Origin of the sequence: Aminobacter sp. AP02 (assembly GCF_003148805.1) — a bacterium.
Lineage (GTDB): Bacteria > Pseudomonadota > Alphaproteobacteria > Rhizobiales > Rhizobiaceae > Aminobacter.
In genome coordinates, this window is sequence record NZ_QGGX01000008.1 from 97,015 (window position 1) to 115,357 (window position 18,343).

The following is an 18,343-nucleotide window of genomic DNA, read 5'->3' on the forward strand; positions in this document are numbered from 1 at the left end:
CAAGTGAGGCACCGTGCCTTGCCCGAGGCTTGCGACCCCGTGCTGCGGTCGCTCAGGCCGGAAACAGTCCTTGCGCCGGATGATTGGCCGAGCCCGACATCCAGCCGATGACGTATAGGGCAAACGCCGCCGCGACAAGCCCATCGACCCGATCCATCACGCCGCCGTGGCCGGGTATGAGCGAACCCGAATCCTTGTAACCATGTCGGCGCTTGACCCAGGATTCGAAAAGATCTCCCGCCTGCGAGATTATCGAGAGCGCCAAGGCAACGATTGCCAGGGCAAAGAGATTGCCAGCCCCAAGGACACTCGCAAGCAGAAGTCCTGCCACGACGCCGCCGATCGCCCCGCCAAGCGCTCCGCTGCGGGTCTTGCCGGGCGAGATTGCAGGCGCAAGCTTAGGTCCGCCGATCCTGCGGCCGACGAAATAGGCGAAGATGTCGGTCGCCCAGACAACCGCGAACAGAAACAGGATGGCGATCAGGCCGGCTGCGTCATTGCCGCGCAGCAGCGCCAGAGACAGGCCGGAGAGCGCAGCGTAGCCAAATCCGGTGGCTTCCCAGGCCGCTTCACCGCGTAGCCGACCCACGACCCACAGAATCACCGCAAAGACAGCAGTGAGGCCGATCAGCACAAGCGCCGGCACTCCAGCGACCAGGGCACCTGCAAACAGCAAGATCGCCACTTCGGGCAGCATGGCAAGACCACCCATGGGCGAGCCCGCATCGCTCTTCGGTCGCGACATGCGCGACCACTCGTAGAATATGGCAAGGGCAATGGCCGCCGACAGCAGCCTGAACGGCATGCCGCCGAGCCAGGTCAGGAGCAGCACCGCCGCCGCGAGCACGATCGCCGAAATTGTCCGGAGCTGGAGATTACTCATGTCAGTGGTCACGAAGCGACGTCGCGCGCAGCAAGCCCGCCAAAGCGGCGTTCTCGGCCGGTATACTCGTGCAAGGCCTCGCTCAGATGCTCGCGAGTAAAGTCCGGCCAGTAGCAGGGCAGGAAAACAAGTTCGCTGTACGCCGACTGCCAGGGCAAGAAATTGGATAGCCGAATTTCGCCGCTGGTACGAATCACCAGATCGGGATCAGGGATCCCCGATGTGTCGAGCTCTTCGGCGAACAGTTCCGGCGTGATCGCTTCGCTGGTGATCTCGCCACGCTTGACCGCTTCGGCGAGCCTGCGCGCCGCGCGCGCGATCTCGTCGCGCCCACCATAGTTGAATGCGATGACCAAGGTCAGGGATTCGTTGGCGGCAGTCAGCGTTTCAGCTTCCTCCAGCAGGGAACGGATGTCGGGCTGCAACGTCGCGCGATCACCAATGATGCGAACACGCACACCGCTGTTGTGGAGCTCGGCCAAGTCGCGGCGAATGAAGATCTTGAGCAGCCCCATGAGGTCGGTGACCTCGGACTTCGGCCGCGACCAATTTTCCGACGAAAACGCGTAGACCGTCAGCCAAGAAATGCCAAGGTCCGCAGCCGCACGGACGGTGCGGCGCAGCGCCTCGACCCCGGCACGGTGCCCCGCAACGCGCGGCAGGCCGCGAGCTTTCGCCCAGCGACCGTTACCGTCCATGATGATCGCGACATGCGCGGGCGTAGTCATCCGTTCGCTTCCGGGCCAGACAGTGGCCGCTAGACCTGCATGATCTCGGCTTCTTTTCCTGCAAGCAAGCTGTCTATCTGGCTGATCGTGTCGTCGGTCAGCTTCTGCACCTTGTCGGACTGGACGCGCTGGTCATCCTGGCTGATATCGCCATCCTTCTCGGCCTTCTTGAGCGCGTCCATGCCGTCACGGCGCACGTGGCGCGCGGCGACCTTCGCGTTCTCGGCATAGGTGTGGGCGATCTTGACCAGTTCCTTGCGGCGCTGCTCGTTGAGTTCCGGCAGCGGAATGCGCAGGTTGGTGCCGTCAACGATCGGATTGAAGCCAAGGTTCGATTCGCGGATCGCGCGATCGACAGCGCCGACCATCGACTTGTCCCACACCGAGACCGAGATCATGCGCGGCTCCGGCACCGACACCGTCGCAACCTGGTTGAGCGGCATGGACGATCCGTAGGCCTGGACATGGATCGGGTCGAGCAGGTTGCTCGAGGCGCGGCCCGTGCGCAGCGAAGCAAGATCGTGCTTGAAGGCGTTGATAGCGCCTTCCATGCGGCGCTGAAGATCGCTGTAATCCGTGCTCATTGCAGTCTCCTTGGTCTCGAAGTCTCGGGACCGTCGTTCCAATGTCAGGCGTCCGCAACAACCGTGCAGCGACCGCCACCTTTCAATATTTCGCCGAACCCGCCTTTTTCATGGATCGAATAGACGATTATCGGAATGTTGTTTTCGCGCGCAAGAGCAATCGCTGCCGTGTCCATGATCGACAGGCCTTTTGTGATGACTTCTGCATGGGTAATGCGCTCGAAGCGGGTCGCGTCGGGATCCTTCTTCGGATCGGCCGAGTAGACGCCGTCGACCTGCGTGCCCTTGAACAGCGCATCCGCGCCGATTTCGGCTGCGCGAAGAGCTGCGGCCGAATCGGTGGTGAAGAACGGATTTCCCGTACCGCCCGCGAAGATCACAACCTTGCCCGCATCCATATACGCGGTTGCCTGGCGCTGCGAGAAGCTTTCGCAAAGCTCCGGCATGGCGATGGCCGAAAGGACGACCGCATCGACGCCGAGCTTGACGAGTGACGTGCGCAAAGCCAGCGAATTGATGACGGTCGCGAGCATGCCCATGTGGTCGCCGGTGACCCGGTCGCCGCCCTTGGAGGCAACTGCCACGCCGCGGAAGATGTTACCGCCGCCAATAACGACGCCAACCTCGACGCCAAGCGCCCTCGCCTCGGCGATATCGGATGCGATGCGGTCGACAACCGAAACGTCGATGCCGAAATGCTGCTCGCCCATCAGGGCTTCACCCGACGCCTTAAGCAGTACGCGCCGGTAGAGCGGCTTGTCGGTCATGGGTTCCTCGCGGCAATTGAAGTTGGGTTCCGATACACGAAGGGCGCCGCGATGTCACGCGGCGCCCTTCGGCTATCCTCAGGAAGCGCTTGATGCAGCGCTACTTTTTAGCCCTTAACGGCAGCAGCAACTTCAGCTGCGAAGTCGCTCTCTTCCTTCTCGATGCCTTCACCGAGCGCGAAGCGGACGTAGCCGCTGATCTTTGCCGGCGCACCGATCTGCTTTTCGGCATCCTTCAGTGCTGCCTCGACGGTAAGGTCGGGGTTGAGCACGAACGCCTGCTTGAGCAGCACGACTTCCTCGTAGAACTTGCGCATGCGGCCTTCGACCATCTTTTCGATGATGTTTTCCGGCTTGCCCGACTGGCGTGCCTGATCAGCGAAGATCGCCTTTTCACGCTCGACAGCCGAAGCGTCGACTTCATCGGGCGTCAGTGCCAGCGGGTTGGTAGCTGCGACATGCATGGCGACCTGACGCGCGAAGGCGCGGGCCGCATCGTGGTTGCCGGCGGTCTCGATGGCGACCAGAACGCCGAGCTTGCCGAGATTGTCGGCAACAGCGTTGTGGACGTAGGTGGCGACGACGCCTTCAGAAACCGAAAGCTTGACCGAGCGGCGGAAGCTCATGTTTTCGCCGATGGTGCCGACAGCATCCTTGATGGTGTCAGCGACCGTCTTGTCCGAACCCGGATACTTCGCAGCGGCAACCGCGTCGGTATCGCCATAAGCAAGAGCGACCTTGGCGACGTTGGCGACGATTTCCTGGAAGGCCGCGTTGCGGGCAACGAAGTCGGTTTCCGAATTGACTTCGACGACAACTGCTTCGCGCACGCCGGCATCGACGCCGACCAGGCCCTCGGCGGCGGTGCGGCTGGCCTTCTTGTCGGCCTTGGAGATACCCTTCTTGCGCAGCCAGTCGACCGCAGCTTCCATGTCGCCGCCGGTCTCGGTGAGAGCCGCCTTACAATCCATCATGCCCGCGCCGCTAAGTTCGCGGAGTTCTTTAACCTGTGCTGCCGAAATGCTCATTGTGGCCTCTTTGCTTCAAAATGCGCGAGCGCACCACCGAGGGTTCGATGATGCGCCGAACGCCGGCGCTAGTTGCGCCCAATCCTGAAAAGGAAGGCCGGTTGCCCGGCCTTCGCGATTACGCCTGGGGCGTTTCGGTCGTCGGAGCCGCATCGAGCGCAGGCTCGACCGGGACTTCGGCCGATGCGCCGATGTCGACGCCGAGCGCGCCCTGCTGGCGTGCGATACCGTCGATCGCTGCCTTTGCAACCAGATCGCAGTAGAGCTGGATGGCGCGGGCGGCGTCGTCATTGCCGGGGATCGGGAAGTCGATCTTGTCCGGATCGCAGTTGGAGTCGATGATCGCGACAACCGGAATGCCAAGACGCTTGGCTTCCTGGATGGCGATTGCTTCCTTGTTGGTGTCGATGACGAACATCAGGTCCGGCGTCGAGCCCATGTCCTTGATGCCGCCGAGGGCCTTGTCCAGCTTCTCGCGCTCGCGCTCGAGGTTCAGGCGCTCCTTCTTGGTGAAGCCCTGGGCTTCGCCAGCGAGCAGCTCGTCGAGCTTGCGCAGGCGCTGGATCGAGTTCGAGATCGTCTTCCAGTTGGTCAGCATGCCGCCGAGCCAACGCGAGTTGACGTAATACTGAGCCGAACGCTGGGCAGCGTCAGCAACGATGTCCGAAGCCTGACGCTTGGTGCCGACGAAGAGAACACGGCCGCCGCGCGAAACGGTGTCCGAAATCTGCTTCAGCGCCTGGTGCAGCAGCGGCACGGTCTGGCTGAGGTCGATGATGTGGATGTTGTTGCGGGCGCCATAGATGTAAGGCGCCATCTTCGGGTTCCAGCGGTGGGTCTGGTGGCCGAAGTGAGAACCAGCTTCAAGAAGCTGGCGCATGCTGAAATCAGGCAGAGCCATTCTCTATTTCCTTTTCCGGTTAGCCTCCACGGACCATGACGCTCTTTGCGAGATTGCTCGAAACGCCACCGGGCGGTCTCAGCCGGATTTCTCCCGGTCGGAAACCAAAGTCCGTGTGTGGAATGCGGCGGCATATAAACGCATTGCCCGCCCTGCGCAACCCCGAGACCGGGCCAACATCGGCACAAACCGAGGCTTTCTGCGCCTCAGCGCCGCATAACGATGGATGCAGGCATTCAGCGCCGAGATTCCGGCACTTGCAATCCAGTCCTCGATTCTAGTGACCGGAACGAATTCAGCTACCGGCCGCCCAACGCGACATGCCGGGCTCTTCCCGCACCGGCTCCGCCACGGGCTTGGGTTCGCGGCGCTTGAAATTGCGGACACGTACCCGGCGGAACACAGCCACGATCTCGTCGCGGCTGCATTCGATAGCGCCCAGGCGCACGGCCCTGTCGCGCTCGAACCCAGTGATGTCATAGTGCGGGGCAGATGTTTTCGGCGGCCCCTGGTAGGACGACCGCTTCAGTCCAAGCTGGGCGGCAAAGCGATGCAACTGGTCAGTGTCGTCGGCGAGCAGGTGGCACCAGCGATGGCCCACCCACTTCCAGATTGCCGCATCGACATAAACAGCCACGGCGCGCGCTTACGGCTTGCAATTGCCTTGCGGCACGGGAAACAGCGCCAGATTGACCAGTTTGCCAGTCATCGAGAAGTCGCCATAATCCATGACCAGGTCCCGCGTCAGGCCGTTCTCGTGCAGCTTGAAGCTGATGCGATACTCAGGCACTTCCTCGCCGCCGCCCTTGCTCTCGTCAAAATAGGCGATGTCGACAGGCCAGTACTTGTCCTTGGCAAGCCCGGCAAGCGCGGGAATCTCGGGATCTGTCTTGGGCGCTTCGCTCTTCTTGCCAACGATGACGGTCGTGGTCATCACCTTGTCGGCATCTTCCGAACCATCGAACAGGCTGGTTTCATAGAAGGTCTCGCCCTTCTCTGCCTTGTTGATCAGTTCGACCAGATGCTGGGTCGGAAACTGGGTCTTGGCCAGATCGACGGAACCGGCCTCCGGCTTTTCCAGCGACACCTTGAGCCCGTTTTCCGAGCGCGTCGCCGTGCCCTTGACCTCGCGATCGAGATTTTGGTCGACAAAGGACTTTGTGACGAAGGAGAAGGTCTTGCCTTCGCCATCCTCGAAGGTGGTCGTTTGCTGATCGGTCAACTGGGTGTTTTCGTTGGTCGCGATCCTGGTCACGAAGCGGAACTTGACCGTGTAGCCTTCGCAAGCCGAACCGTTGAACTCATAGACCATGCGACCGGAAAGGCCGGTGATTCCGGACTTGTCCGACGCTTGATCGAGCACAAGGTCGTAGACCGCGCGATGAGGTGCGAGCACTGGTGCAGCAAATGCCGGCGCCAAGGGCAGCACCGAGGTGGACAGGGTAGCGAGAAGGACAAGGCGCGTTGCGCGCATACACTGGCTCCGATCGGTGCGGCCACGGCAGGCCGCCTTGAATGATGGTCCACCTTAAAAAAAGTCGTGGCGGAAGCGAGGCAAACATAGCACTTTCGGCGCAACCTCACCTACCACCCGAGACTCAGAGATAAGGAAAGACGATGGGCGAAACAATCGAAAAGCGGCTAAGCGATCTCGGGATCACCCTGCCCGCTGCCGCAGCGCCGGCCGCCAATTACGTGCCGTTCATGGCAAGTGGCAATTTCGTCTTTACCGCAGGCCAGTTGCCGCTCAAGGACGGCAAGCTCATCGCAACCGGCCTGCTTGGCCGCGAAGTCGACGTTGCGGCAGGCAAGGAAGCGGCCAAGCAGTGCGCCGTCAACATCCTGGCCCAGGCAAAGGCGGCTCTTGGCGACCTGGAAAAAATCCGGCGCCTGGTCAAGATCACCGTCTTCGTTGCTTCTACGGCAGATTTCACCGAACAACACCTCGTCGCCAACGGTGCCTCCGATTTCCTGGTCGCCGCCATTGGCGAACGTGGCAAACATGCACGCTCAGCCGTCGGCGTTGCCGCGCTGCCGCTGAACGCGGCGGTCGAAATCGAAGCCATCATCGAAACCGAGTGAATGTCCATGACCGATCTCTCATGGCTGACTGCCCGGCCAATTGCCCATCGCGGCCTGCATGACCTCAACAAGACCTGCTGGGAAAACACGCTTTCGGCATTCGAACGGGCGGCCCAACGCGGCTTTGCCATCGAATGCGACGTGCATTTGAGCGCCGATGGAGATGTCGTTGTCTTTCACGACGATGTGCTGAAGCGGCTGACCGGCACGGACGGCTATATCTGGCAGCGCACGGCGGGTGAACTTGCGGCCCTTCGTATTGGCGGCACCGCAGATCATGTGCCGACGCTCGCCGAACTGCTCAGGCTCGTCGACGGACGCGTGCCGCTTGTGATCGAACTCAAGGGGATTCCCGGGCATGATGACGGCCTCGTCGCCAAGGTCGGCGCGGCCCTCAAGGGCTATGACGGCAAGGTGGCGATCATGTCCTTCGACCACTGGCTGATCCGCGATTTTGCCAAGCATGCGGCTGGAATCCCTGCCGGTCTGACCGCATCGGGCGACCAGGACCACGAGCTGGAAGCTCATTTTTCCATGCTCGCGCACGGCATTTCCTTCGTCTCCTATAGCGTGATGCATCTGCCGAACCGCTTCATCGGCTTCGTGCGCGAGAAACTCGCCATGCCTGTCATCACCTGGACGGTGCGCGACCAGGATGCGGTGAAGCGGACTTTCGCCCATGGCGACCAGATGACGTTCGAGGGATTTGATCCCGGTGCGACGCCTGTGGCGTAAGGCCTTGCATCGCCTGCTATCGTGCGTAAGTAACAACGCATGAGCACTGCGAATGAAGCTGGAGCGAAGAGTGCGGATGGCGGCTATTCCGTCCGCGTCGTGTCAAGCATCAGCGAATTCGGCCGCAACGAATGGAACGGGCTTGTCGGGACCTCAAAACGCGCGCCAGGAACGTCTTATAACCCATTTGTATCCTTTGACTTTCTGAGCATCCTCGAGGAGTCCGGCTGCGCCGTACGCAAGACCGGCTGGCAGGGGCATCACCTCAGGCTTGAGAGCCCCGATGGCAAATTCCTTGGCGCTCTACCCTGTTTCGCCAAGTCGCACAGCCAGGGCGAATATGTCTTCGACCACGGTTGGGCTGACGCCTTCGAACGCGCCGGCGGACGCTACTACCCCAAGCTACAATGTTCGATCCCTTTCACGCCAGCGACGGGGCCCCGGCTGCTGACATCAGGCAGCGCGGATGCGGACAGGACATGGTCGGCCCTGGCGACAGCGCTCAGAAGTATCGCGGACGGAGTGGGCGTGTCGTCGGCGCATGTGACCTTCGCCGAAGCGGAGGAAGTCGCCGTTCTCGAAGCCACTGGTTTCCTGCGCCGTACCGACCAGCAGTTCCACTTCTTCAACGAAGGCTTTGGAAGCTATGAGGATTTTCTCGCAACCCTTGCCTCGCGCAAACGCAAGGCGCTGAAGAAAGAACGGCGCGAGGCACTTGCAGACGACATTTCCATCGAGCGGCTGACCGGCAAGGAAATCACCGAAGCCCACTGGGACGACTTTTTCGCCTTCTACATGGACACTGGCGGCCGCAAATGGGGCCGCCCCTACCTCAACCGCACATTCTTCTCGTTGGTGGGCGAGCGCATGGCCGACGACGTGCTGCTGGTCATGGCGAAGCGCGGCCGTCGCTACATCGCCGGGGCCATCAACTTCATCGGCTCCGACACACTCTACGGCCGCAACTGGGGCTGCATCGAGGACCATCCCTTCCTGCATTTCGAAGTCTGCTATCATCAGGCCATCGACTTCGCCATCGAACGCAAGCTGAGGGTCGTCGAGGCAGGTGCCCAGGGCGAACACAAGCTCGCGCGTGGCTACAGACCAGTCACCACCCAGTCGGCGCACTACATCGTACATCCCGGGCTCAGGCGGGCGATTGCCGAGTATCTGGAGCGTGAGCGGCGGGAAGTTGCTCAGATCGGCGAATATCTCGAAGATCACGGCCCGTTCCGCCGCGACTGAACGGCGCTCAGTGCGCGACCGACTTCGAAAACAGATTGATGACGATGACGCCGGCCATGATCAAGCCAATGCCCAGCAGGGCCGGCAAATCGAGCGATTGGCGGAACCAGACCCAGGCGATGGCTGTGATGAAGACGATACCCGCGCCCGACCACATCGCATAAACGATGCCGACCGGCACCACTTTGAGGACCAGGGACAAGAAATAGAATGCGGCGGCATAGCCTGCGACAGTGACGAGCGAAGGCAACAGCCTGGTAAACCCGTGCGTTTCCTTCAGTGCTGTCGTGGCGACGACTTCGAACGCCACCGCTATGATCAGATAGATGTAAGTCAACTCAACTCCTCCTGGCCCCGCAGCTTGACGTCGGCGGCGTCAGCGCCGAAACATCGATCACGAAACCGCAGCAAACGGGATAGGCCATGTCGAGCACCGCGTACGATCCAAACAACATCTTTGCCAAGATCCTGCGCGGCGAAATCCCCTCGCACCGGGTCTACGAGGACGAGTCGGTCGTGGCGTTCATGGATGTGATGCCGCAGGGCACAGGCCATACGCTGGTTGTACCCAAGGCACCGTCGCGCAACCTGCTCGATGCCGAACCCGCAGCGCTCGGCCAGCTCGCCATCGCCGTCCAGAAGCTGGCCCGGGCGGTCAAGGCCGCTTTTGTGGCGGACGGCGTGACGGTCCTGCAGTTCAACGAACCCGCATCCGGGCAGACGGTCTACCATCTGCACGTGCACGTCATTCCGCGCTTCGAAGGCGTTCCGCTCAAGCCGCATACAGGCGATATGGAAAAGCCCGACGTGCTGGCGGCGAATGCGGACAAGATCAGGGCAGTACTGAAAGGCTGAGTTCGTCAGGCTGGCGCGCCACGGGGTTGGGACTGGACTGCACGCCGCATCGCGGCATTGCCCGTCAAATAGCCGGCGAGCTTCCAAAGCAAGACAACGCCGATGACGGAGACGTAGGCGTCAATTGCATAGTGCCAGCCGAGATGAATGGATCCGATGAAGATCGTCAGTCCGAAAATTGCGGTGGCTACGGCCAGCCAACGATTGACATGACGAGCAGCCAAGAAAAGCAGCACGCACATCGCGTTGTGGATAGAGGGCATTGCTGAAATACCGGAAATGACCGTCGCAGTGTCGTCCACGTAGGCGCTCCAGAGTACCTCTCGCACCTGCATTGTGGTCAAGCCCCAGGCACTGTCAGTCCGCACCAGATTTTGTACCAAATCGGTGAAGTGTGACGGACCACCGTAGACCCGATCATAGTAGATAGGACCAACGGAAGAGAACGCAGTCGCGCAGACGATCCCCAAGATGGCCCAAACAAGGACATAAGTGAGCAGGAACTGATGGCGAATGCCAAATCGATCGGGCATGCCAACCACGGCGGCTGTTGGTACAAAGACCGCAATAAACCAAAGATAATAGATCCGGTCGATGATGACGGTAACTCCGCCATATTCAAAAAAATGGCCTACGATCCGCCAAGGGTCGACGCCAAAATGTACGAAACGATCGACACGTTGGAACAGTTCGTCAGCCGCGTAGGGGTGAAAAACCGGGATACTGGATTTGAACTGGCTGAAAGTGTTCATCACCAAGGCCAAAGCGACGATAGCTGGTGCGACGACCGCAAAATTTCTCCAGGTAAATATCTCGGACCACAGATATTCGAAGCTTTTCGACAAGGACCGCGTGCGGATTGTCTCGGGCACCAGATAAAGACATATCGCGATCGCGCACGAAACAACAAATACACGCAAGCTCTGCAGCGACGTGTTCGACATCACGACCAAGGCATTTGGCAGAAACAGTAGCCGAGCAACCACAACTATCGACGCGGCCACCAGGAACACTCCCTGGACGCGCCAGTTCGTCTTGAAAAAGCCCACCAATCCGGGGGTATCGTTCGTTCTCAACCAATAGGCTTGAGACATGGGGAAGCGGACGTCGGCGCTCCGCTCATCCATCAGACAGTCAACTCCGAAGCGGAGCGTCCAGCGCTGCACATTTCCAGCAGCTTTTTTGCTAACCGCCAAGCAACAAGCGCCACAACAATCCCTCCGAGCGCATCGGCAAGGTGGTGCCCCCCATCAATGGGGGTTGAAAGGATCACCGCGACATTGATGGCGAGCACGGGCCAGAACCAGAACCGCACTCGCGCAAAAGCTAGAATGATCAGAACTGAAAGCGTGCAATGGTAAGACGGGAAGGCAATGAGCCCACGCGGTTCGTCTAGTGAAATGAACCTTGCCAGGCCATTGCGAAGATCGAAAAACGCCTGCTTGTATTCGAGATCCACGATCGGATTGTTCAACATCATGAATTCGGCCGGTGGGCGAACCGTTGCCAGTGCCCCGGCGGCCGGCAGCACGGCCGAAATCACGATGCAGATCAGGGCACCAAACATCACAGCAAGGACAAACCGCTGAACTCGTTCGACCTGCCCAACCAGCCCCAGTGCAACAACAGTTAGGGCCACTTGGGTCAACGTCGTGACATAGACCAGCGACGATAGCGTACCGAGCCAGGGCCTCTGATTGACGAAGCCGACATATGACAGCCAGTCAAAACCCAAGGCACCATCGATGACAGTCAGTTGGTCGTCGACCAATGGCAGGTTGATTGACGTCATCAGGATGCTGAGGACCGCCGCCGCTGCGGAAAACACCAGCAAGACGGCCGTTTCGGTGCAAAGAACCTCAAACCGCTTCATCGGACGCTTGACGCGGTAAAACCACGCAATCGCCACGAGCAAGCCCGTGATCGCGCCGACAGTCAACGTGCTGGGAATGTCGAACTCAAAATCGGTTCCGGCAATCCACACGAAGTCGATCACGACAATGGCAACAACTATGGCGACCTTCACCGCAAGCTGCGTGCCAAGACCGGCGACCAACGAAGGCACCCGCGTCGACGTCGAATATGTTTCAGCCATGCCCTCGCCCCTTGCCCGGCAAGAAGGTTAGGAAACAGCCGTTAAGTTGACGTGAATCGCCGAGCTCTCAACCTGGCCGTGGCCTCCGCTGACCGCACAATCACCTTCAATGCGAAAGCCACATCCCCGCCAGCAAGACCACTTCGGCTGCGATGATGCCGACCAATATCTTCCGCCGGAGGCAGAGGTAGGCAAGAAAACCGCACGCGGCGGCACCGACGCGCAGGGCAAGTGTCGTATCTGCAAGCGCCCCACTGGGAAATACGATCAAATTGCCAATGACGGCGGCCACGAGTGCGGTGGCGAGCGCACGCACCAGTACGAGCAGATCCGAGTCCTCGGAAATACGGTCCCCTAGATAGACACCGAGGAAACGCCAGGCGTCGGTCGCAAGCCAACCGCCGATCAGGATGAACAGGAACGGCCACCACCAGGACTCGACCGCATCGAAAGTCATGCCGTCGCCCTTCGACGCGAAAGGCGGTGAAAGGCGCAGGCCACTCCTCCGCCGATGAGCCCTGCGCCGAGCAGATCGAACCCGGGCACCACCAAGTGCAGAGCCGGGCCAAGAATGAGCCCGAGTACCATAGCCACATGCCCTGCCCGCTCGCGCGCCGAGCCCCACAACGAGGTCAGGAAATACATCGGCGTGAGCAGGAAGAGTGCGGCCGAGACCGCAGGCGGCAAGCTGTCAGCGACGAGATAGACCACAGCGGCCACGCCCATGTTGAACAGCACCAGCGTCGAACCGAGCCCGGCATAGTAGCTCGTGCGCAGCTCCCGCGGGATGCCACGCAGCCGCTCCATAGCCAGCACCCAGGAGGTCACGGCAACGAAATGCGAAAGGAAATAGAGCACCCAGCGCGGCGTTTTCGGCCCGCGAAGCTCGGGCACGAGCGCGACGACCATGGGCGTCAGCCGGATCGAAGACAGCGCGACGGCAAAGGCCGCGGCAGGCAGCGACGCTCCCGACAGGATCGCGCCGATCAGTACGACCTTGGCCGGCAGAGCCCAGACCATGCCAACCATGAACACGGTCTGCGCAAGTGTCAGCCCTGCCTCCTTGGCAAGCCCGGCAAAGCCAATGAAGGCACTGGCGAGGATCAAGCCCGGGATCGAGAACGCAGCTCCCACGCCCCGCAGATACCATAGGCGGCGCATCGAAAAATCAGGGGATGAGGACGCGTCGTCAGCAAGCATTGCCGACGCGCATAGCACGGGTTCCCGGCCAAGTCAGCGCTTCTGTCTAGCTGCGCGACAGACTTGCGCGTGTGCCTACTGCCTGCGTCATAACGATATATGCCGACGACCGAGCAAGGTGGCATTTTTGCGGTTTACCCATGGCGAATGTGCAGGTAGGCGTTGATGTGGGACGCGAGGAACAGTCACACATGACAGGTGCATTTCTGCTCGTTTTGCAGGCGCTCATCTACCTGGCAACGATGGCGGCGGTGTTCCACTCACGCCACAGATTCGGCATCGGAATCTTCTTCTGCGTGCTTGGGGTGATGCACTTCCTCGAGACCTATCTCGCCGCGATTTTCTTTGTTCAACTGCCCTTCGGCTTGATCTCGCCCGGCTCGACGGTGATGTTTTCCGGCAAGCTGATGATGTTCCTGCTGCTTTACATCAAGGAGGACGCGGAGACGGTCCGTCAGCCGATCTACGGGCTCCTGATCGGCAATTGCTTGATGGTTGCCCTGGCCTCGATCCTGCGCCTGTACGGCGATGTCGCGGAACTGCCCGGCTACCGGCCGGACCTGACCTTTCTCGACGACATGGGCGTGCTGATGATCTGGGGCACTGCGTTGCTTTTCCTGGACAGCATCGCACTCATCCTGATCTACGAAAAGCTCGGGCAGCGCATCGCCAACACGCTGTTCAAACGCATTTTCCTCAGCGCAGCCCTAGTGCTCTCCTTCGATCAGCTGCTGTTTTTTTTCGGACTTCACCTCGTATCGGGCGTACCGATCAGCGCACTCTACGGCGGCTGGATCGCAAAAATGGCGGCAGCCGCGCTCTACAGCGCGATGCTCGTGGTCTATCTTCGCTTCATCGAAACCAGGCCGGCACTGCCGGGTCCAGAGCCATTGCTCAAGGTCTTCGACCGCCTGACTTTCCGTCACCGCTACGAGGACCTGCTTGAGAAAACCGGCAAGGATATGCTGACCGGCACGAGCGACCGCGGCCAATTCGAGACGGTGGCCCAGTCGCTGATCGACCGCGCGCTGACCGACCGCAAGCCGATAAGCCTGCTGATGATCGACATCGATCATTTCAAGAGCATCAACGACCAGTACGGACATGTGGCGGGAGACAAGGTGCTCAAGGATGTGGCGCGCTCGCTAGCGGGCTCATTGCGCAGCGGCGATCGTCTGTTCCGCTATGGAGGTGAAGAGTTTGTCGCCGTGTGCCAGGATTTGAATGCCGGCGATGCCACAGTTTTGGCAGAACGCCTTCGCGTCGCGGTCGAGGCCACCGACCTTGCCGAGCCCGGTCTGCGTACCACCGTCAGCATCGGCGTGACCACTGCAGACAGCGGGCCAATTTCGGTCGAACAGATGATCAGGGACGCAGATACCTGGCTGTACACGGCAAAACGGCTGGGCCGAAACCGGGTCGAGAGCGCGATCGTCGACTGATCGCCGCAACATGATGACGGCATAAAAAGAGCCCCGTTTCCGGGGCTCCTTCTTTCAAAATCAACCCTTGCGGGGAAGTTGCGGAACCAGGCTGCGCTTGCCGCCGTCCTTGCCCTTGGTGTCGGGCTTGGACTTCGAAGCCACGACCTTCTTGGCGACAGGCTTCTTGGCGGTCGTCTTCTTGAGCTTCGGACGGTCGGCCGGGTCTTCCTTCTTAGGCTTCACCGGCACTTCGTCGGCCAGTGTCTCGAGTTTCAGGCCGGTCTCGCCGGTTTCCTTCTTCTCGACGGTGACACGCACCGTGCCGCCCTTCTTGAGCTTCCCGAACAGCACTTCGTCGGCCAGCGGCTTCTTGATGTGCTCCTGGATCACGCGACCGAGCGGGCGAGCGCCCATGCGTTCGTCGTAACCCTTCTCGGCGAGCCAGGCGATGGCATCCGGCGACAGGTCGAAGGTCACGCCACGCTCCGAAAGCTGCGCTTCCAGCTGCATGACGAACTTCTGCACGACCTGATGCACCACCGGCACCGGCAGCGAGCCGAACGGGATGATGGCGTCGAGGCGGTTGCGGAACTCCGGCGTGAACAGCCGGTTGATCGCCTCGACATCGTCGCCTTCGCGCTTGGTCGACCCGAATCCGATCGCCGCGCGCTGCGCGTCCGACGCGCCCGCATTGGTGGTCATGATCAGGATGACGTTGCGGAAGTCGATCTGCTTGCCGTTGTGGTCGGTCAGCTTGCCGTGGTCCATGACCTGCAACAGGATGTTGAACAGGTCGGGATGGGCCTTTTCGACCTCGTCGAGCAGCAGCACGCAGTGCGGATGCTGGTCGACACCGTCAGTCAGCAGTCCGCCCTGATCGAAGCCGACATAGCCGGGAGGCGCGCCGATCAGGCGGCTGACTGTGTGACGCTCCATGTATTCGGACATGTCGAAGCGGATCAGTTCGACACCCAGCGACAAGGCCAGTTGCTTCGCCACCTCGGTCTTGCCGACGCCGGTCGGGCCCGAGAACAGGTAGGAGCCGATCGGCTTTTCCGGTTCGCGCAGGCCGGCGCGTGCCAGCTTGATCGCCGAGGTAAGCGCCGTGATCGCCGTGTCCTGACCGTAGACGACTCGCTGCAGTTCAACCTCGAGGCCGGCCAGCACCTTCTCGTCGTCGGCGGAGACGGTCTTCGGCGGGATTCGCGCCATGGTGGCGATCGTCGCTTCGATCTCCTTGATGCCGATCGTCTTCTTGCGCTTGTTTTCGGGCAGCAGCATCTGCGAGGCACCCGTCTCGTCGATCACGTCGATCGCCTTGTCGGGCAACTTGCGGTCATTGATGTAGCGCGCCGAAAGCTCGACAGCGGCCTTGATCGCCTCGTTGGTGAACTTCACCTTGTGGAAGTTCTCATAGTAGGGCTTGAGGCCCTTCATGATCTCGATGGCATCGTCGACCGTCGGCTCGTTGACGTCGATCTTCTGGAAACGACGCACCAGCGCCCTGTCCTTTTCGAAAAACTGACGGAACTCCTTGTAGGTGGTCGAGCCAATGCAGCGAATGGCACCCGAAGACAGCGCAGGCTTCAGCAGGTTGGACGCATCCATCGCGCCGCCCGACGTCGCGCCAGCACCGATCACGGTGTGGATCTCGTCGATGAACAGCACCGCTCCCGGATACTCCTCGAGTTCCTTGACGACCTGCTTCAGTCGTTCCTCGAAATCGCCGCGATAGCGCGTGCCGGCAAGCAACGTGCCCATGTCGAGCGCGAAGATCGTGGCATCCAGAAGCACTTCCGGCACATCGCCTTCGACGATACGCTTGGCCAGGCCCTCTGCGATCGCCGTCTTGCCCACACCTGGATCGCCGACATAGAGCGGATTGTTCTTGGAACGGCGGCACAGCACCTGGATGGTGCGGTTGATCTCGGATTCACGGCCGATCAGCGGATCGATCTTGCCTGCGCGAGCCTTGGCATTGAGATTGACGCAGTAGGCCGTGAGCGCGTCCTGCTGCTTCTTGTTCTTGCCGCCCTCTTCGTTCGATTCGCCGTTGGGGCCGTGCTGTTCTTCATCAGCACCGCGCGGCGCACGGTTCTCGGTGGCGCCGGGGCGCTTGGCGATGCCATGGGAAATGTAGTTGACCGCGTCGTAGCGGGTCATCTGCTGTTCCTGCAGGAAATAGGCTGCATGGCTCTCGCGCTCGGCAAAGATCGCCACGAGCACGTTGGCACCGGACACTTCCTCGCGTCCGGACGATTGCACATGGATCACGGCGCGCTGGATAACGCGCTGAAAACCGGCGGTCGGCTTGGAATCCTCGTCATAGCCTGTGACGAGATTATCGAGCTCGGTGTCGATGTAGGTGAGCACGGTCTGCTTGAGCTCGTCGAGATCGACGTTGCAGGCGCGCATGACAGCCGCCGCCTCATTGTCGTCGATGAGGGCGAGCAGCAGATGTTCGAGCGTCGCATATTCATGGTGACGCTCATTGGCGAGCGTCAGCGCCTGATGCAGCGCCTTTTCGAGGCCTTGGGAGAAAGCCGGCATTCAATACCTCACTTCTTCTCCATCACGCATTGCAGCGGATGCTGGTTCTGTCTGGCGAAATCCATGACCTGGGACACTTTGGTCTCGGCCACTTCGAAGGTGTAGATCCCGCATTCGCCGACGCCATGGTTATGAACGTGCAACATGATACGGGTAGCGGCCTCCCTGTCCTTCTGGAAGAAGCGTTCGAGCACATGCACGACGAATTCCATCGGGGTGTAGTCGTCGTTGAGGATGAGCACCCGATATAGGCTCGGCCGCTTGGTCTTGGTCTTTGTCCGGGTGATGACGGCCGTGCCACGGCCTGGACCGTTGCCTCCCTCGTCACCGTTCTGCATCCGCGCCACATCAAGCTTCGTGGCTTCCAAGCCGGTCGTCAATCTGGTTCTGCCCTTCGTCAATTCCGACACACTTCGTCATGTAGGTGTCATCAGATGGATTTTAAGCCCTTCTTGCGTGCTGACAATATGGCGAGCGAGCTAGCAGGGCCCGATTTGGCATAAACGTGAAGCGCTTATGCAAAGAAAAACAAAAAACCCGGCTGCGCGGGCGCAACCGGGTCTCGTTCGACGGGTCTTTCGACCCAGCCCCCTGAAATGGAGGGTCAGCCGTTACTTCGCCTTGGCGACGAGCGACTCGAAAGGCTTGTAAGCGTCCTTGGCCAGCTCGGCATAAAGCTCACCGAGCTTGGTCGCCTCGGCGACGAAACCCTCATAGGCCTGCTTGGCGTAATCGGTCTGAATTTCGACGGCCTTTTCGAGCGACTTGACGCCGAGCAGCTTTTCGAAGGTAGCGGCACCGGTCTCGAAGCTCTTCTTGGTGTAGTCGGTCGTCTCGGTAGCGATCGCCTGGGCACCCTTGGAGAGCGAGGCAAAGCTCTTCAGGCCGGTGTCGACGAATTCCTTGCCGTATTTGCTGAAATCTTCATAGGTCTGGGTCATCGCTACATCCTTTCGGGTTGGGAGCGCTGCGCTATGCGATTGTGCGATGCAGCCTAGATATTGTGCAGCGCACAAGATGTCAACTGACCCTGCGTTACCCCTAGGCTCGTGAGGCAACCGCCCCATTCGCTAAAGTTCGACTAAAGACCCAGCAAAAGTGTGAACGAGCCGGTTACCATAAACCTATTGGTAACGCTGTGACCCTACTGTGCGTGGATACGGGGCAGGAACCTTTGCCGCCCTTCATGCAACAATAATTCAAGGGTGTAACAGTGCGTCAAGCGTTGCCGGGCAAAGTCCTAAAGTCGGCTATCTCCATCAAATC

20 protein-coding genes and 1 pseudogene are annotated in these 18,343 nt (G+C 60.4%); 5 read left to right on the forward strand and 16 right to left on the reverse strand.

What is annotated here, in order from left to right; genetic code table 11:
• Positions 1-52: 52 nt before the first annotated feature.
• The 8 genes and pseudogenes from C8K44_RS12260 to C8K44_RS12295 form a co-directional block, all read right to left on the reverse strand.
• A complete protein-coding gene (locus C8K44_RS12260) occupies positions 53-883 on the reverse strand; it encodes a phosphatidate cytidylyltransferase (protein ID WP_109576075.1) in 831 nt (276 codons plus the stop codon).
• 8 nt (positions 884-891) lie between these two features.
• Positions 892-1,611, reverse strand: coding sequence for an isoprenyl transferase (locus C8K44_RS12265; RefSeq protein ID WP_109576076.1), 720 nt, complete (start codon positions 1,609-1,611; stop codon positions 892-894).
• Positions 1,612-1,640: 29 nt separating this feature from the next.
• Positions 1,641-2,195 carry a ribosome recycling factor gene (frr, locus tag C8K44_RS12270; protein WP_109576077.1) on the reverse strand — a complete coding sequence of 185 codons (555 nt, stop codon included), beginning with the start codon at positions 2,193-2,195 and terminating at the stop codon, positions 1,641-1,643.
• 44 nt (positions 2,196-2,239) lie between these two features.
• A complete protein-coding gene (gene pyrH, locus C8K44_RS12275) occupies positions 2,240-2,962 on the reverse strand; it encodes a UMP kinase (RefSeq protein WP_109576078.1) in 723 nt (240 codons plus the stop codon).
• 107 nt (positions 2,963-3,069) lie between these two features.
• The gene (tsf, locus tag C8K44_RS12280) at positions 3,070-3,990 is read right to left on the reverse strand and encodes a translation elongation factor Ts (protein WP_109576079.1); all 921 of its coding nucleotides are present in this window, start codon (positions 3,988-3,990) and stop codon (positions 3,070-3,072) included.
• A gap of 118 nt (positions 3,991-4,108) precedes the next feature.
• Positions 4,109-4,891 (reverse strand): 30S ribosomal protein S2, encoded by a 783-nt coding sequence (gene rpsB / locus C8K44_RS12285; protein ID WP_109576080.1) that lies wholly within the window; start codon positions 4,889-4,891, stop codon positions 4,109-4,111.
• 382 nt (positions 4,892-5,273) lie between these two features.
• A pseudogene (locus C8K44_RS12290) lies at positions 5,274-5,528 on the reverse strand (DUF4031 domain-containing protein); the annotation flags it as partial.
• 9 nt (positions 5,529-5,537) lie between these two features.
• Positions 5,538-6,365 carry a cell envelope integrity EipB family protein gene (locus C8K44_RS12295; RefSeq protein ID WP_109576082.1) on the reverse strand — a complete coding sequence of 276 codons (828 nt, stop codon included), beginning with the start codon at positions 6,363-6,365 and terminating at the stop codon, positions 5,538-5,540.
• Positions 6,366-6,508: 143 nt separating this feature from the next.
• Here C8K44_RS12295 and C8K44_RS12300 point away from each other — a divergent pair, with 143 nt between their 5' ends.
• Genes C8K44_RS12300 through C8K44_RS12310 form a run of 3 tightly spaced genes read left to right on the forward strand, consistent with a single transcriptional unit; the run spans position 6,509 to position 8,953 of the window.
• Complete coding sequence (locus C8K44_RS12300; RefSeq protein ID WP_109576083.1) at positions 6,509-6,973, forward strand: RidA family protein; 465 nt, start codon at positions 6,509-6,511, stop codon at positions 6,971-6,973.
• 6 nt (positions 6,974-6,979) lie between these two features.
• Positions 6,980-7,708 (forward strand): glycerophosphodiester phosphodiesterase, encoded by a 729-nt coding sequence (locus tag C8K44_RS12305; protein WP_109576225.1) that lies wholly within the window; start codon positions 6,980-6,982, stop codon positions 7,706-7,708.
• 39 nt (positions 7,709-7,747) lie between these two features.
• Positions 7,748-8,953, forward strand: coding sequence for a GNAT family N-acetyltransferase (locus C8K44_RS12310; RefSeq protein ID WP_109576084.1), 1,206 nt, complete (start codon positions 7,748-7,750; stop codon positions 8,951-8,953).
• 7 nt (positions 8,954-8,960) lie between these two features.
• On the opposite strand, the gene C8K44_RS12315 is transcribed toward C8K44_RS12310, so the two are convergent.
• A complete protein-coding gene (locus C8K44_RS12315) occupies positions 8,961-9,290 on the reverse strand; it encodes an SMR family transporter (protein ID WP_109576085.1) in 330 nt (109 codons plus the stop codon).
• Positions 9,291-9,376: 86 nt separating this feature from the next.
• Between C8K44_RS12315 and C8K44_RS12320 the strand changes: the two genes are divergently transcribed.
• Positions 9,377-9,808: an HIT family protein gene (locus C8K44_RS12320; RefSeq protein WP_109576086.1), complete on the forward strand. Its 432-nt coding sequence runs from the start codon at positions 9,377-9,379 to the stop codon at positions 9,806-9,808.
• A 5-nt stretch (positions 9,809-9,813) separates the two neighbouring features.
• On the opposite strand, the gene C8K44_RS12325 is transcribed toward C8K44_RS12320, so the two are convergent.
• The 4 genes from C8K44_RS12325 to C8K44_RS12340 form a co-directional block, all read right to left on the reverse strand.
• Positions 9,814-10,935 carry a phosphatase PAP2 family protein gene (locus C8K44_RS12325; RefSeq protein WP_109576087.1) on the reverse strand — a complete coding sequence of 374 codons (1,122 nt, stop codon included), beginning with the start codon at positions 10,933-10,935 and terminating at the stop codon, positions 9,814-9,816.
• Positions 10,935-11,903 carry a phosphatase PAP2 family protein gene (locus tag C8K44_RS12330; RefSeq protein ID WP_109576088.1) on the reverse strand — a complete coding sequence of 323 codons (969 nt, stop codon included), beginning with the start codon at positions 11,901-11,903 and terminating at the stop codon, positions 10,935-10,937. Before C8K44_RS12330 ends, C8K44_RS12325 begins: the two co-directional genes overlap by 1 nt.
• 106 nt (positions 11,904-12,009) lie before the next feature.
• Entirely contained in the window at positions 12,010-12,360 is a 351-nt protein-coding gene (locus C8K44_RS12335) for an AzlD domain-containing protein (protein WP_109576089.1), read from the reverse strand.
• The gene (locus C8K44_RS12340; protein ID WP_109576090.1) at positions 12,357-13,103 is read right to left on the reverse strand and encodes an AzlC family ABC transporter permease; all 747 of its coding nucleotides are present in this window, start codon (positions 13,101-13,103) and stop codon (positions 12,357-12,359) included. The genes C8K44_RS12335 and C8K44_RS12340 overlap by 4 nt, the downstream gene beginning before the upstream one ends.
• Before the next feature lie 191 nt (positions 13,104-13,294).
• Between C8K44_RS12340 and C8K44_RS12345 the strand changes: the two genes are divergently transcribed.
• Complete coding sequence (locus tag C8K44_RS12345; protein ID WP_109576226.1) at positions 13,295-14,545, forward strand: GGDEF domain-containing protein; 1,251 nt, start codon at positions 13,295-13,297, stop codon at positions 14,543-14,545.
• Between the two features lie 60 nt (positions 14,546-14,605).
• On the opposite strand, the gene clpA is transcribed toward C8K44_RS12345, so the two are convergent.
• From clpA to C8K44_RS12360, 3 genes are all read right to left on the reverse strand, one after another.
• Positions 14,606-17,077, reverse strand: coding sequence for an ATP-dependent Clp protease ATP-binding subunit ClpA (clpA, locus tag C8K44_RS12350; RefSeq protein WP_109576091.1), 2,472 nt, complete (start codon positions 17,075-17,077; stop codon positions 14,606-14,608).
• Positions 17,078-17,085: 8 nt separating this feature from the next.
• Positions 17,086-17,415, reverse strand: coding sequence for an ATP-dependent Clp protease adapter ClpS (gene clpS, locus C8K44_RS12355; RefSeq protein WP_055977693.1), 330 nt, complete (start codon positions 17,413-17,415; stop codon positions 17,086-17,088).
• 273 nt (positions 17,416-17,688) lie between these two features.
• Positions 17,689-18,018: a phasin family protein gene (locus C8K44_RS12360; RefSeq protein WP_109576093.1), complete on the reverse strand. Its 330-nt coding sequence runs from the start codon at positions 18,016-18,018 to the stop codon at positions 17,689-17,691.
• Positions 18,019-18,343: the final 325 nt, after the last annotated feature.